Annotated in this window: 15 protein-coding genes and 1 pseudogene; 12 read left to right on the top strand and 4 right to left on the bottom strand. The window is 70.8% G+C overall.

Annotated features, from left to right (window positions below; all coding sequences use genetic code 11):
• Nucleotides 1-47 precede the first annotated feature (47 nt).
• Complete coding sequence (locus NS2_RS25345) at nucleotides 48-1,151, top strand: glycosyltransferase family 4 protein (protein WP_063865062.1); 1,104 nt, start codon at nucleotides 48-50, stop codon at nucleotides 1,149-1,151.
• Between the two features lie 27 nt (nucleotides 1,152-1,178).
• Entirely contained in the window at nucleotides 1,179-2,015 is an 837-nt protein-coding gene (locus NS2_RS25340) for a Gmad2 immunoglobulin-like domain-containing protein (protein WP_228102820.1), read from the top strand.
• Nucleotides 2,016-2,069: 54 nt separating this feature from the next.
• Here NS2_RS25340 and NS2_RS25335 read toward each other — a convergent pair whose 3' ends face one another.
• Nucleotides 2,070-2,720: a DUF2267 domain-containing protein gene (locus tag NS2_RS25335; RefSeq protein WP_033089844.1), complete on the bottom strand. Its 651-nt coding sequence runs from the start codon at nucleotides 2,718-2,720 to the stop codon at nucleotides 2,070-2,072.
• A 138-nt stretch (nucleotides 2,721-2,858) separates the two neighbouring features.
• Here NS2_RS25335 and acsA point away from each other — a divergent pair.
• The 9 genes and pseudogenes from acsA (at nucleotide 2,859) to NS2_RS37830 (ending at nucleotide 11,266) form a co-directional block, all read left to right on the top strand.
• Nucleotides 2,859-4,676: pseudogene (gene acsA, locus NS2_RS25330) on the top strand (acetate--CoA ligase).
• Nucleotides 4,677-4,834: 158 nt separating this feature from the next.
• Nucleotides 4,835-5,773: a pyruvate dehydrogenase (acetyl-transferring) E1 component subunit alpha gene (gene pdhA, locus NS2_RS25325; protein ID WP_033089864.1), complete on the top strand. Its 939-nt coding sequence runs from the start codon at nucleotides 4,835-4,837 to the stop codon at nucleotides 5,771-5,773.
• Nucleotides 5,770-6,738 carry an alpha-ketoacid dehydrogenase subunit beta gene (locus NS2_RS25320; protein ID WP_033089845.1) on the top strand — a complete coding sequence of 323 codons (969 nt, stop codon included), beginning with the start codon at nucleotides 5,770-5,772 and terminating at the stop codon, nucleotides 6,736-6,738. The genes pdhA and NS2_RS25320 overlap by 4 nt, the downstream gene beginning before the upstream one ends.
• Before the next feature lies 1 nt (nucleotide 6,739).
• Nucleotides 6,740-8,185, top strand: coding sequence for a dihydrolipoamide acetyltransferase family protein (locus NS2_RS25315; protein WP_096490590.1), 1,446 nt, complete (start codon nucleotides 6,740-6,742; stop codon nucleotides 8,183-8,185).
• 5 nt (nucleotides 8,186-8,190) lie between these two features.
• Nucleotides 8,191-8,445, top strand: coding sequence for a hypothetical protein (locus NS2_RS25310; protein WP_033089866.1), 255 nt, complete (start codon nucleotides 8,191-8,193; stop codon nucleotides 8,443-8,445).
• A 46-nt stretch (nucleotides 8,446-8,491) separates the two neighbouring features.
• Nucleotides 8,492-9,439 (top strand): 1-phosphofructokinase family hexose kinase, encoded by a 948-nt coding sequence (locus NS2_RS25305; protein ID WP_033089846.1) that lies wholly within the window; start codon nucleotides 8,492-8,494, stop codon nucleotides 9,437-9,439.
• A 121-nt stretch (nucleotides 9,440-9,560) separates the two neighbouring features.
• Nucleotides 9,561-10,484 (top strand): universal stress protein, encoded by a 924-nt coding sequence (locus NS2_RS25300; RefSeq protein ID WP_033089847.1) that lies wholly within the window; start codon nucleotides 9,561-9,563, stop codon nucleotides 10,482-10,484.
• A 130-nt stretch (nucleotides 10,485-10,614) separates the two neighbouring features.
• On the top strand, nucleotides 10,615-11,067 hold the full coding sequence (locus tag NS2_RS25295) for a pyridoxamine 5'-phosphate oxidase family protein (RefSeq protein ID WP_033089848.1): 453 nt from the start codon (nucleotides 10,615-10,617) through the stop codon (nucleotides 11,065-11,067).
• A gap of 76 nt (nucleotides 11,068-11,143) precedes the next feature.
• Nucleotides 11,144-11,266, top strand: coding sequence for a DUF8730 family Cys-rich protein (locus NS2_RS37830; RefSeq protein ID WP_256255451.1), 123 nt, complete (start codon nucleotides 11,144-11,146; stop codon nucleotides 11,264-11,266).
• An 11-nt stretch (nucleotides 11,267-11,277) separates the two neighbouring features.
• Here the strand turns inward: NS2_RS37830 and NS2_RS25290 are convergent, their stop codons facing one another.
• On the bottom strand, nucleotides 11,278-11,754 hold the full coding sequence (locus NS2_RS25290; RefSeq protein ID WP_033089849.1) for a DUF4383 domain-containing protein: 477 nt from the start codon (nucleotides 11,752-11,754) through the stop codon (nucleotides 11,278-11,280).
• 104 nt (nucleotides 11,755-11,858) lie between these two features.
• On the opposite strand from NS2_RS25290, the gene NS2_RS25285 reads away from it, so the two are divergent.
• On the top strand, nucleotides 11,859-12,419 hold the full coding sequence (locus NS2_RS25285) for a TetR/AcrR family transcriptional regulator (protein WP_033089867.1): 561 nt from the start codon (nucleotides 11,859-11,861) through the stop codon (nucleotides 12,417-12,419).
• A 171-nt stretch (nucleotides 12,420-12,590) separates the two neighbouring features.
• Here the strand turns inward: NS2_RS25285 and NS2_RS25280 are convergent, their stop codons facing one another.
• Both NS2_RS25280 and NS2_RS25275 read right to left on the bottom strand, forming a co-directional pair.
• A complete protein-coding gene (locus NS2_RS25280) occupies nucleotides 12,591-13,844 on the bottom strand; it encodes a TetR/AcrR family transcriptional regulator (protein WP_045438874.1) in 1,254 nt (417 codons plus the stop codon).
• Nucleotides 13,841-14,482, bottom strand: a complete 642-nt coding sequence (locus NS2_RS25275) for an Rv1363c family protein (protein WP_052086803.1) — start codon at nucleotides 14,480-14,482, stop codon at nucleotides 13,841-13,843. The genes NS2_RS25280 and NS2_RS25275 overlap by 4 nt, the downstream gene beginning before the upstream one ends.
• Between the last annotated feature and the right edge of the window lie 10 nt (nucleotides 14,483-14,492).

Raw genomic sequence — 14,492 nt, 5'->3', positions numbered from 1 at the left:
GTATTAGGCCGTGAATCACACCGAGCCGCCTTAGCGAAGGAGACGCTGTGCGCATCGGATTGATAGCTCCGCCCTGGGTTCCCGTCCCGCCGCCGGCCTACGGCGGCACCGAGGCCGTCGTCGACAATCTGGCCCGCGGCCTGGCCGCGCTCGGACACGACGTGCGCCTGTTCACCGTCGGCGAATCGACCTGCCCGGTACCGAAATCCCATCTCTACGACAGGCCGTTCAGCCCCATCGGGGTGGCGGTGCCCGAGGCGGCGCACGTGCTGGCCGCCTACGAGGAACTCTCCGACGTCGACATCATCCACGACCACACCGCCCTGGGCCCGCTGATCGGCCCGCGCCCGGACGGCTCGCCCGTGGTCAGCACCTGCCACGGCCCGTTCGATCCGATGAACGCCCGCAATATCGCCTCCTTCGCCGACCGCGTCACGGTGGTGGCGATCTCCTACGCGCAGACGCGTTTCGGAGCCCCGATCCCCATCGACACGGTCATCCACCACGGCATCGACCTGGACACCTATCGCTACGGTCCGGGAGGCGGCGGCTACCTGATGTGGATCGGGCGGATGTGCGCGGCCAAGGGTGCGCACCGGGCCGTCGAGTTCGCCCGCGCCGCCGGCCGGAAACTGGTGCTGGTCAGCAAGATCCGGGAAGCCGAGGAACGCGAGTTCTACGAGCGGGAGGTCCGCCCGCTGCTGGGCCCGGACGATCCCGAACCCCAGGAACTCGGGGTCCACGAGCGGGTGCGGCTGCTGCGATCGGCCGACGCGCTGCTCAATCCGATCGACTGGCCCGAGCCGTTCGGACTGGTCATGGCCGAGGCCCTGGCCTGCGGCACCCCGGTGCTCGCCTTCCCCAAGGGCGCGGCCCCGAAGATCGTCGATCCCGGCCGTACCGGATTCCTGTGCGCGGACCGCGATTCCATGCTGGAGGCGATCGAGCGCATCCCCGACCTCGACCACCGGGACTGCCGTGCCGCCGCGGAACGCCGTTTCAGCCTGGAACGGATGGCCCGCGACCATGTGGCGCTGTACCTGCGTGTGCTCGATCGCGCCGCGGCTCCCGCCATCACCTCGGTGCGCCCCGCCATCGCCTCGGTGCTCCCGGCCACCGGCGCGGTGCGGACGGTCACCGGCGTAGCCTGAAGCCACCACGAACAGCGAAGGTAGTAGATGAACGCCGAAACACCACCGGCGCAGCGCCGTTCGGTAGTGGCCATCGGAATCGCCGTCGTCGCGGTCATCCTGGCCGCGGCGGCGGTGCTCTTCGCGGTCACGCGCGAGGACCGGCACGGCTCCGCGGACCGGTCCGGCTCCCCATCCCCGACGGCATCGGCCGGGGCATCCATACCGGGGTCGCCGGTGCCGTCCGCGACCACACCGACCTCCGCGCCCGCCACCGATTTCGGCTACCAGCCGCTGTGGCCCTTCGGCAGCGTGGGGCAGGCGATCGCCTGGCAGCGCGAGGCCAACCCGGGCGGCCATCAGCCCTGGCACCTCGACGCCGGGGAGATCGCGCAGATGTTCACCCGGCAGTATCTGGGCTACAGCGGCGTGGACAAGGTCGTGAAGGTGTCGACCCAGGGCGAACAGGCCTGGGTGAGTGTGGGTTTCGACAATACCAACGGCGTGGCGGCGGTCGCGGCGGTCCTGCATCTGGCCCGGATCGGGGAGGGGGCCGCGAACGAGAAGCCCTGGGAGGTGGTGGGCAGTCAGGACGCCACCCTGTCCCTGACCACCCCGGCCTACGGCGCGACGGTCCGCACCCCGGTCACGGTGGGCGGCAAGATCACCGGCGTGGACGAGAGCCTGCGCGTGCGGATTCTCGGCCTCGGCCACGATCGGCCGCTGGGCGAGGTCACCGGGATTCCGGCGGGCGGAACCGACACCCCGTGGACGGCGACGCTGCCGTTCGCGGCCGACTGCCCCGCCACGCTGACCCTCGCGGTGTCCACGGGCGGGCACATCGCGGAGGTGGAGCGCTTTGCCGTCACCGGAGTCCGCTGCTGAGATCCGCGATCGCACCCGCCCCGATCGCCGGGGCGGGTGCGACGCGTGCCGCCGTCAACGAGATTGGACCGGCGGGCGGGTGAGGCCCTCGGCCTGGAGGATGCGGTGCGCGTGGGCGGCGGCCGAACTCTGTGCCTCGGCATCGAATTGGCCGCCGGGCGGGGTCTCGAGGCCGCGGGTGAGCGCGTTGACGGCATCGGCGAGCGCGTGCACCCGCTGTTCGAGGTCCGACATCTCCGCGGGCGGCGTGAACACTCCGGCTCCGGCGAGCACCTCGGCGAAGTCGGTGCCCAGCAGCAGCATGCGCAGCCGCACCGGGACCTGGGCCAGGACGTGGTCGAGCTGGCCGGGGGAGAACAGCTCGGCGAAGGCGTCGGTCACCGCGCCCGCCAGCTCCGGCACCACGTCCGGCGCGACCCCGGCCTCGCGGGCGAACTGTCCGACGAACGAGGCCGCGTCGTGGTGCACCGGCACGTGCGCGGGAATCCAGCCCTCGTAGAAGATGCCGCGCAGCACCTCCGGCAGTTGGGCGCTCAGGTGCGCGGCGGCATTGACGCCGAGCCGGTCGCGGACCGTGTGCAGCCAGGCGCGCATGGCCTTGTGCGCGTAGATGCGGTCCTCGGTCTCCAGGCGTTCGGCGATGGTCGCCAGCCAGGTGTGCGCGGTGTGGACGGGCGCGGCGAAGGGATCGGTGTGATGGCTCATGGCCCGAGCCTGCCCGCGGTGGATCGGTGGCGTCAGAGGAGTCGTGCCCGGTCATGGGGGACCGAGGTCCCCGGCGCGGTGGCCTTTGCGCCCTGCCGATCACCGTCGCGGCGTCGTTGACTGGATACAGGAGGCGTGATGCGAACCACAGGAACCGAACGCGTGCCCGGCACCGAACCCGCACGCTGGGAGACCATCGAGAAGACCCCGGCCGAGCGAGCGGCGGCCAATCTCACCGACTATCAACCGGCCTACCGCGAATTCACCTGGGCGGCCGCGCGTTCGGCTGTCCCGCCGCAACCGGACGGCGGCATCAATATCGCCTACCGGGCCGTGGACCGGCACCTGGGCACCCCGCTGGCCGACGCGCCCGCGGTGCGCTGGCGCGGCGCCGACGGCCAGCGCGTCACCCTCACCTACGCCGAACTCGCCTCGCTGAGCGACAGATTCGCCAATGTGCTGCGCACGCTGGGCGTGCGGCGCGGTGAGCGGGTGTGCACGCTGCTCGGGCGCACCCCCGAACTGTATGTGGCGATCCTAGGCGCGTGGAAGGCCGGATGCGTTGTGGTGCCGCTGTTCTCGGCCTTCGGCCCGGAACCGGTGCGGCAGCGGCTGACCATCTCCGGCGCGAGCACCCTGATCACCACGGTCGGCATGTACCGGCGCAAGGTCGCGCCGCACCGGGCACAGCTGCCCGCCCTGAACCATGTCATCGTCACCGACGCCGACATCGAGGCCGAGCCGCTCGACGACACCGTCGACCTGACCTTGGCCATGGCCACCGCCGACGCCGAATTCCCCATCGTGCACACGCAAGCCGAGGATCCGGCGATCCTGCACTTCACCAGCGGCACCACCGGCACCCCCAAGGGCGCGGTGCACGTGCACGGCGCGGTGCTGGCCCACGAGATCAGCGCCCGCAACGCGCTGGACCTGCGCCCCGGTGACATCTACTGGTGCACGGCCGATCCCGGCTGGGTGACCGGCATGTCCTACGGGGTGATCGCGCCGTTCGCGCTGGGCGCCACCCTGATCTGCGACGAGGACGAATTCGACGCCCGCCGCTGGTATCGCGTGCTCACCGAGGAGCAGGTGGCGGTCTGGTACACCGCGCCCACCGCGCTGCGCATGCTCATGCGCTACGGCGACGAACTGCCCGAGGGCACCGACCTGTCGCGGCTGCGGTTCGTGGCCAGCGTCGGCTAGCCGTTGAATCCGGAGGCGGTGGAGTGGACCGATCGGGTGCTCGGCCTTCCGGCACACGACAATTGGTGGCAGACCGAGACCGGCTCGATCATGATCGCCAACCTGGCCTCCGCCGATATCCGGCCCGGCTCCATGGGCCGCCCCCTGCCCGGCATCGAGGCCACCGTGCTGCGCCGCGGCGCGGACGGGCGGGCCGCGGTGACCGACGGTCAGGTCACCCCGGCCGCCGACGGCGAGGTCGGCGAGCTCGCGGTGCGGGTCGGCTGGCCCTCGATGTTCCGCGGTTACTGGAACGAACCGGCCAGGTACGCAAAGGCTTTCGCCGACGGCTGGTACCTGTCGGGCGACCTGGCCCGCCGCGACGACGACGGCTACTTCTGGTTCGTCGGCCGCGCCGACGACGTGATCAAATCGGCGGGCCACCTGGTAGGCCCGTTCGAGGTCGAGAGCGCCCTGATGGCGCATCCGGCGGTGGCCGAGGCGGGCGTGATCGGCACCCCCGACCCGGTGGCGGGCGAGCTGGTCAAGGCTTTCGTCCTGCTGCACAACGGATTCGAGCCGACCACCCGGCTGCACGACGAACTGCTCGCCTTCGGGCGGCGCCAGCTGGGCGCGGTCGCGCCCAAGCAGATCGTGTTCGCCGAATCCCTGCCTCACACCCGCAGCGGCAAGGTGATGCGGCGACTGCTCAAGGCCCGCGAACTCGGACTTCCCGAGGGCGACGTCTCGACGCTGGAGACGGTCTCGTGACCCCCGCGGCCCGGCGCACCGGGGCACCGACGGCAGGTCCGCGCCGGCGCAGCGACGGCGGGCGCAAGAAGCAGCCCTCCGCGCCCGCGCCCACATCCGAGTCCGCACCCGTACCGGTGGCCGCGCCCGGCACCGCGACGGTTGATGAGCGGATCACCATGTTACGCACCATGATTCGCATCCGGCGCTTCGAGGAGCGCTGTGTCCGCCTCTACAGTTCCGAGGCCATCCGCGGCTTCCTGCACCTCTACATCGGCGAGGAGGCCATCGCCGCCGGGTTGCTGGGGACCATCGCACCCGGAGACGCGGTGGTCTCGACCTATCGCGAACACGGCCACGCCATCGCGCGCGGCATTCCGATGGAGGCCATCATGGCCGAGATGTTCGGGCGCAGCACCGGGGTCAGCCACGGGCGCGGCGGGTCCATGCACCTGTTCGACGCCGAGCACCGCTTCTTCGGCGGCAATGCCATTGTCGCGGGCGGGATGCCGGTGGCGACCGGGCTCGCGCTGGCCGACGCCATGCGCAAGCGCGACGCGGTCACCGTGTGCCTGTTCGGCGACGGCGCGGTAGCCGAGGGCGAATTCCACGAGTGCATGAACCTGGCCGCGCTGTGGCGGCTGCCGGTGCTGTTCGCCTGCGAGAACAACCGATACGCCATGGGCACCGCGCTCGAGCACGAGCACGCCATGACCGATCTGGCCCTGCGCGCGGCGAGCTACGGCGTGGCCGCCTGGCCGGTGGACGGCATGGACCCGGTCGCGGTCGCGGAAGCGACCCGCCGGGCCGTGGAAGCCATGCGGGCCGGCGGCGGTCCCTGCTTCCTGGAACTGCGCACCTATCGGTTCCGGGCGCACTCGATGTACGACGCCGCCAAGTACCGCAGCAAGGACGAGATCGCGGACTGGAAGCAGCGCGATCCCATCGAGCACCTGGTCGCGGACCTCGCCGCCACCGGGGAATTCGGCGACGCCGACCGGGCGGCCCTGGAAGCGGCCGCCGACGCCGAGATCGACGCGGCCATCGCCGCGGCCCAGGCCGCCCCGGTCGAGCCGATCACCGACCTGACCCGCCACGTCTACGCGGAGCGCTCATGACCAGCTATCGGGAAGCGGTGCGAGAAGCACTGCCGGAAGCCATGATCCGTGACGATCGCGTATTCCTCATGGGCGAGGACATCGGCGCGTACGGCGGCTGCTTCGGGGTCAGCCGGGGCCTGCTCGACGAATTCGGGCCCGAGCGCATCCGTGACACTCCGCTGAGCGAATCGGCGTTCGTGGGCGCGGGCATCGGCGCGGCCTTGGGCGGCATGCGGCCGATCGTGGAGATCATGACCGTGAACTTCAGCCTCCTGGCCCTCGATCAGATCCTCAACAATGCCGCCACCCTGCGGCACATGTCGGGCGGGCAGTTCGGGGTGCCGCTGGTGATCCGCATCGCCACCGGCGCGGGACGGCAACTGGCGGCACAGCATTCGCACAGTCTCGAGGTGTTCTACGCGCACATCCCCGGGCTGAAGGTGCTCTCGGCGGCCACCGTCGCCGACGCGCGCGGCATGCTGTGGACCGCGCTGCAGGACCCCGACCCGGTGCTGATCTTCGAACCGATCGCGCTCTACAACCTCGAATCCGAGCTCCCCGACGACGCGGGCGCGGTCGACATCGACCGGGCGGTCATCCGGCGGCCGGGCACCGATGTCACCCTCGCCACCTACGGGGGCGCGCTGCACGTGGCCCAGGCCGCCGCCGACCAGCTGGCCGCCGACGGCATCTCCGCCGAGGTCCTGGACCTGCGCACGCTGCGCCCGCTCGACGAAACCACACTGCTGGAATCGATTTCGCGCACCCACCGGCTGGTGGTCGTGGACGAGGGCTGGCGCAGCATGGGCGTCTCCGCCGAGATCGCGGCGCGCGCGGCCGAGAACGCCTACTACGAACTCGACGCGCCCATCGCGCGGGTCTGCACCGCCGAGGTCCCGATTCCCTACGCCCGCCAGCTCGAGGAGGCGGCCCTGCCGCAGCCCGACGCGGTCGTGACCGCGGTCCGCAAGGCGGTGGATTGAGTTGGGCGCGTTCGTGATGCCCTCCCTGGGCGCGGACATGACCGAGGGCACCCTGTTGCAGTGGCTGGTCCACCCGGGCGACACCGTGCACTCCGGTGACGTGGTCGCGGAGGTGGACACCACCAAGGCCGCCATCGAGGTCGAGTGCTTCGAGAGCGGCGTCATCGGAGAACTGCTCGTGCCCGAAGGCGAAACGGTCCCTGTCGGCACACCCCTGGCCACGATCGTCGGCGCGCAGGCGACAGCCACCGAAACCCCTTCTCCGGCAAGCGAAATCGCCGTGCCCACCGCGGTGCCCGAGGTGGTGTCGCCCGCTCCGATGCCCGCGCCGGTGGCGAATCTGGTGCATCCGCCCTCGCGCACGACCCCGCTGGTGCGCAAGCTCGCCGCCGAGGCCGGTATCGACCTGGCGACCGTGCACGGCTCCGCGCCCGGCGGGCGGATCGTCCGCTCGGATGTGGAACACGCCGTCGCGGATCGGGACACGGCCGTCCGGCAGCCCGTGGCACGTGTGCCGGGCGCGCGGCTGCGGGTCTCCGGCTATGCCAGGCGGCTGGCCGCCGAACTGGGTGTGGAGCTGTCCACGGTCACCGGCAGCGGACCGGATGGTGCGATCCGGGCCGCCGATGTGCGGGCGGCGGTCGCACACCGCTCCAACGGCAAGGCTGCCCCGCCCACCGAGACCACCGGGCTCGCGGAACCTGCCGGGGACACAGCGCCCGCCGGGCAGACAACGCCGGAATCCGGCCCGCGCGCGCCCGCCATCGAGCTGCCGCCACGGGATCCGGTGGCCATGCGCCGGACCATCGCGGCCGCCATGACGAAATCCAAACGGACGGTGCCGCACTACTACCTGTCGAGCACCATCGACATGGCCGCCGCCATGCGCTGGCTGCGGGTGCAGAACCTGCGCCTGCCGATCACCGAACGCCTGTTGCCCGCCGCGCTGCTGCTCACCGCGACGGCCCGGGCCGCGCGCGCGGTCCCGGATATGAACGGGTACTGGATCGATGACGAATTCCGTCCCGCCGACACGGTGGCGCTCGGGGTGGTGGTCTCGCTGCGCGGCGGCGGCATTATCGTGCCGACCATCCCCGCCGCCGACACCCTGGGCCCGCCCGCCATGATGGCGGCCCTGCGCGGCGTGGTGCAGCGCACCCGCACCCTGCGCCTGCGCTCCTCCGACACCGCGCCCGCCACCATCACCGTCACCAATCTCGGTGATCTGGGCGTGGATTCGGTGTTCGGCGTCATCCCGGCCCCGCAGGTGGCCATCGCGGGCTTCGGTGCGGTGACCGAACGCCCCTGCGCCGTGGACGGCCTGCTCGGCGTCCGCGAACAGGTCACCGCCACCCTCGCCGCCGACCACCGCGCCAGTGACGGCGCGGTCGGCGCCCGCCTCCTGCACGCCCTGTCCGATCTGCTGCAACACCCCGAGGAGCTGTGAACCCCATGGCCACCACCCTGTCCCGCCCCGACGCCGACACCATCGTGCGCGCCGCCCTGCGCGGCTGCGCTGAGGAATCGGAACTGGCGACCCTATCCGAGCACGAATCGATCCGCCGCGCACTGGATCTGGACTCCCTGGACTTCCTGACCTTCATCGAGCGGCTCTCGACCGCGCGTAGGGCCCGTATCGAGGAGGACGACTACCCGCGGCTGTCGACCATCCGCTCCTGCGTCGACTTCCTCACCGCCACACCGTAAACCCATCACACCCACGGGCCGTTGCCCACTACCCAGGAGGCGGGCGATGTCGATCGTGACGCTGACCATGAATCCGGCGATCGACCTCGCCACCACCGCGCAGCACATCCATCCGACCGACAAGATCCGGTGCACCGCACCGCGATTCGATCCGGGCGGCGGCGGCATCAATGTGGCGCGCACGGTGGCCGCGCTGGGCGAGCCGGTGACGGCGGTGTTTCCCGCGGGCGGTCCCGCCGGAGCGCTGCTGGAACAGTTGGTGCGCGACGCCGGGGTCCCGGCCCGCCCGGTCGCGGTGGAAGGGGCCACCCGGGAGAGCTTCTCGGTGACCGACACGGTGTCGGGCGAGCAGTTCCGCTTCGTGCTGCCCGGACCTCGGTCCACCGCGCCGGAGCATCATCGGTGCCTGGTCGAGCTGGAGCGCGCGGTGCGCGACGCCCGCTACGTGGTGGCCAGCGGCTCACTGCCGCCCGGTGCTCCGGCCGACTTCTATCAGACCGTCGCGGACCTGCTCGCCGCCATGGACGCCCGGCTCATCCTGGACACCTCGGGCGCGCCGCTGCGGGCGATACGCAAGGGCATCCATCTGATCAAACCGAGCGTGCGGGAGCTCGCGGAGTACGTCGGCCACCCGCTGCCCGACGCACCCGCCCGCGTCGCGGCGGTGCGCCGCCTGATCGCGGCGGGCATCGCGGAGATCGTGGTGTTGTCGCTGGGCGCCGAGGGCGCGCTGGTGGCCACCGCGGTGGGCGAGGAATGGTTCGCGCCGGTCGAGGTGACGGTGCGCACCGGCATCGGGGCCGGGGACGCCATGGTCGGCGGCATCGCCGTCGGCCTGTCGCGCGGCTATTCGGTCGGCGACGCGGTGCGGCTCGGATTGTGCTCGGCGGCAGCGGCTCTGGAGACCCCGGGGACCCGCCCCGGGATCGCGGCCCGCATCATGGAGCGCTTCGAGGCGCTGACCGCGGTGCCGCAGGTGTCACCCGGTTCCTGAACGCGGGTGGTCTTTGGACCACCGGGTCGGTGACGATCGACCGCAGTGCCGGGAACCCCGCGGTTTCTACGGTGAATTGGGTCGTCCGACGACCCGAACGAACTCACGGCGGGAGCAGGCCATGGCAGAACTGGAATTCGACGATCCGCACCGGCTGGCCTCGGCCGGCGTGGTGGTCGGGGTGGACGGCTCGGCGGGAGCCCGGCTGGCCCTGCACTGGGCGGCCGATTTCGCGGCCGCCCGAGACCGGGAACTGCGGATCGTGCACGGGCTCGACCTGGTCGGCACCGCCGCCGTCGCCGGGCCCTACGCGACCGTGGTGCCCGAGGCCATCGAGGCGCTGCGGTCCGGGGGCCGGGCGCTGGTGCGGCAGGCCGTCGACACCGTGCTCGCGGTCCATCCGGACCTGCGGGTGTCCGCGCACGTCTACGAGGATTCCGCCGCGGGAGCGCTGATCGAACTCAGCGCCCGCGCCCACGCGGTGGTGCTGGGCGCGACCGGCACCCTCGGCACGCTCGCCCACCTGGGCTCGACGCTGCTGTCGGTGACCGCCCACGCCGCGGGCACCGTGATCGTGGTGCGCCCGGATCCGTTGGTGGACGACGGAGTTCGCGAGTCGGGCCCGGTCGTGGTCGGCGTCGACTGCGGTCCGGTCAGCGAGCCCGCCATCGCGGCGGCCTTCGCCGAGGCATCCGAGCGCGGCGTGGACCTGATCGCCCTGCATGTGTGGAGCGACTGGGACGCGGGCCGCTATGCCGGTGCGAAACCCTCGCCGACCCTCGACGGCGTGGAGGACATCGAGGAATCGGTGCTGGCCGAACGCCTCGCGGGCTGGCCGGCGAAATACCCGGACGTGACGGTGCAGCGGCGCATCTACCTCTCCGGCGCGGCGGCCCAGCTGCGGGAATGGTCCAAGTACGCGCAGCTGGTGGTCGTCGGGAACCGGGGTCGCGGCGGGTTCACGGGCATGTTGCTCGGTTCCACCGCGCATTTCCTGATCCAGCACGCGGACTGCCCGGTCATGGTGGTGCACGACCGGCACTGACCGCGCCGGTTCGGGACATTCGTGCCTGTCGCGGCGTGGTGGTTCGGTGGTGACATGGACTCACGAGCCCTGTTCACCACAATGGGTGCGCAATACAGACGGGTACGCGGCGCAGACGGGAGTGAGCCTGATGAACGGAGTCCGATCCGACCGGGTCGTCCGGAGCATGGTGAATCTGTCCCGGTCCGAGTCGCTGCGATTGCTGGCGGGTGTGCCTTTCGGCCGGGTGGTCTACACCCGCGACGCCCTGCCGGCGATCCGCCCGGTCAATCACATCGTCGACGACGAACTGGTGGTCGTGCGCACCCGCCTGGCCTCCCGGCTCACCTCCGCGGTGCACGCCGAGCCCGAGGTCGTGGTCGCCTACGAGGCCGACGACATCGATCCGCAAACCCGGCTGGGCTGGTCGGTCGTGGTCACCGGGATCGCCCGCACGGTCACCGATCCGCGCGAGCTGGCCCGCTACGACGCGATGCTGCAACCGTGGATCGACGGCGTCATGGACACCATCGTGGCCATCGAGCCGACCCTGGTCACCGGGGTCCGGCTGGTGGATCCGAGGGCAGACGCATCGCTTCGGTGAGGCGCTACCGATGCTGTCGGTGGCATCGGGCACCATGGATCGAACATCGATCGATTGCCCGAGAGAGGAAAGCCCTGTGTGTCAGCCCGTCCCGTGTGAGTCCTGCGGCAAGACGACCTGGTCCGGTTGCGGCGAGCACATCGCCGAGGTGAAGGCCGTGGTGCCCGCCGATCAGTGGTGCGAAGGCCACGAAGACTGATCGTCCCGGGTTCAGGCCGCCCCGAGTTGCCGCTCACGCGGGCGCAGGGCGGCCAGAACTCCGACAACCATCAGCGCCGAGCCCTCGATGGTGTGGACGACATTGCCGAAGGTGTCGACCGCGATCAGATGCAGAACGTGGTCGCCGCCGGCGAAACCGAGCGCCGCGACCAGCAGGTAGTAGGGCGCGAAGATCAAGGTGTAGAGCTCGGCGCGGGGGCGACGCGTCGCCATCACCAGTCCGGCGAGGCCGCTGATCAAATGGAACAGCGCGTGCCAGCCGTTGACGGTGACCGGGATGAAACCCAGGAATCTGATTGTGCAGGAATGCATCGCGCCGCCGAAGGCCATGTCCGGATAGATGCCGAAGGCGATCACGCCGTTGGCCGTGAACCACGCACCGGCCAGGAACACGAACAGTTGCAGCGGCGTCTCGAAGATCGCGGTGACGTACCGCAGGGTGTACGCGCGGAGGGTATCGAAGAGCACGGTGGGCTTCCTGTCGTCGCCTTCTAAGCCGAGTGTCCTAGAAATTAGTGCGAGTATCTTCTAGGACTACTGTCTTAGTCAAGCGACGTGAGCGGGAGGTGACGGTGGCCGGCGATACCCGAATGCGGATGATCCGGCAGGCGGCCAAGCTGTTTCGCGGCCAGGGCTACGCGGCGACCGGATTCCGCGAGATCGTCGAGAAGGCCGAAACCCATCGCGGGGTCATTTACCATCACTTCCCGCGCGGTAAGGCCGAACTCGCCGAGGAGGTCGTTCGTCTCGTCGACGGCACGGTCGGCCCGGCCATCGAGGCCGTGTGCGCGAACCAGGAACCGGTGTCGGCCATGCGCGCCGTGCTGGCGGGCGCGAAGATGGTGATGACCGGCGGTGGGCAGCGCCCGGGCTGTCCGATCGCCGCGGTGGCGCTCGGGGCCGGACCCGGTGACGCCGAATTGCTCACCGCCACACGCGATGTCTTCCGCCAGTGGCAGGTCCCATTCCGGGACTGCCTGCGACGCAACGGATTCGAGGAGGCCGACGCGACCAACCTGGCGACCCTGCTGATCGCCGGTCTGGAGGGCGCGCTGGTGCTGTGCCGCACCGAGGGTGACACCGAGCCCCTCGATCGCGTCGCCGACGCCCTCGAACGCGCCCTGCGCCCGTGATCAGTACTCCAGTTGCTGCATGGCTGCAGACGTAGCCGAACGGCTCGGGGGGAGACGGTCAGGCGGCGGCTTCCGTCTGATCCGCGACTGCGGTCGTGGGGCCGTAGCGCTGGCGCACCGTGTTCACGAAGGTCTTTCGCCAGCGTATCCAGGCTCTGGTTATACGCTCGTTCAGGTGACGGCGGGCTCTGGTCGGTCCCGGTGATCGTGGCCGAAGAGTACGGCCTCCATGAGGCGAATCACCCACTGGCGGGGCCGGATTCGCTCGGCGTCGCCGAAGACGCGGCCGTAGTCGACGACCAGGCCGAGAGCGGCGTGGACGAGGATATCGGCCTCGGTGGTGGTGAGTTCCGGGCGGACGCGGGTGAGCAGGGCGGCCCATTCGGCGACGACCAGGCGTTGCACCACCCGCAGGGTGGCGCGTTCGTCCTCGGGGACGTGGCCGAATTCGGCGAAGTAGACGTAGATGAGTTCGGGTTCGTCGCAGGCTCCGGCGACGTACATGTCGATGAGTTTGGCCAGAGCGTCTGCGGGACCGGAGGATTCGACCAGGGTGGGGCCGATGACAGCGGTCATGCGGTCGGCGGCGCGGCGGAAGGCGGCATTGAGCAGGTCGCCCTTGCCGCGGTAGTAGCGGTAGACGGCCGAGGCCGAGGGCAGGCCCGCGGCGGTGGCGATCTCCTCGACGCTCACATTCGGGTAGCCGCGTTGGTGGAAGAGCCGGATGGCGCGCTGCAGCAGCAGTTCGTGTTTGAGGGTGGGCGGAATCTCGACCGCGCGCGGGGCGGGCGGGGGCAGGTCCGGTTCGGGGAGGTCGATCTCGATGAGTGCCCGGCAGGCCGAATGCAGCAGGGCGCTCAGCGGTTTGGCGGCCAGGGCGACTCGGTGATCGCCCAGGCAGCTCACGGTGCTGAACACGCCGACCGCGCGAACCCGGCGCTCGTATTCGGACAGTTCCGGTCGGACCGCACCGACCAACTCACCCAGCGCCGACAGGGCCGTGCCGAAATACTGGTCCATCGCGTGCCTCTCGGGGTCGTCGAGGTAGCGGAACTCCCAGCGGGCCAGACCGGCGGTGGTCCGGTTGGCGATGGTGGCCGCGATGATGCCGTCGATGGCGTGGCCGAGGCGGCGGTCCGCGCTCCAGCCCGCCGCCTCCTCGGGCAGGCGCACCGCGGCCACCGTGAGCGTGCCCAAGCGCAGCAGCTCCCGCGCGAACAGCGCGTATTTGCTCGGATAGTGCCGATACAGCGCGGTCGAGCTGATGCCGAGCCGGGTCGCGATGTCGTCCATGCTGACCCGGTGATAGCCGAGGGCGGCGAATTCGGCCGCCGACACCTCGGCGATCTGCGCGCGCCGATTCTTCGGGCGTCGCCGGGCCGCCCGCGCGCCCGGATCGGGTGCGGGCGCGCCGGTGGGGTTCACTGCTGCGGCTGTTGTGCCAGTGGCGAATTCACCTTGTTGACCAACCAGCGGTCACCGGAGCGCTCCAGCCGCATCACCATGGACAGCTGGCCGGGCGCGGGCTTGCCCTGGGTGCCCAGGCTGGTGATGGTCTGGCCGATCACCACGATGGCCTCGGCCGAGTTCGCGTCGGTATTGCGGACCGCGCACTGCACGTCGGTCGCCTTGGACACCACCTGGCCCTGGCTCAGGACATCACGCAAATCCTTGCTGGTGGAGTCGAATTGCTTGCGCCACTCGCCGGTCGCACCGTCGAGGACCGCGGTGAAATAGGCGTCGAGGTTCTTGGCGTCGTAGGTGGCCAGCACCGGCGCGTACTTGCACGCCGCGGCCTGGGCCTGCTCCTGGGCGGCGAGCAGTTGCCTGTCGCGCGAATCATGCTGGTAGAACACGATGCTCGACCCGATCGACGCCAGGAGCGCCGCGGCCGCCGCGACCCCTGCCACGATTCGCCCGCGCTGGCCCAACGTCGGCAGCGCGCGGCGGCAAAGGCGCGACTTTCGGACGGGCGCAGCGGTTTCGGAAACCGCCTCGTCGGCGGTCTCGGTCTCGGTGTCGGTGTCGGTGCTGTCGGTGCGTTCGATCTCGGTGTTGCTCATGGAAGTCTCC

The organism is Nocardia seriolae NBRC 15557 (assembly GCF_007990715.1).
Lineage (GTDB): Bacteria > Actinomycetota > Actinomycetes > Mycobacteriales > Mycobacteriaceae > Nocardia > Nocardia seriolae.
The sequence above is the reverse complement of the archived record's forward strand: the minus strand, read 5'-3'. Positions and strand labels throughout refer to the sequence as shown.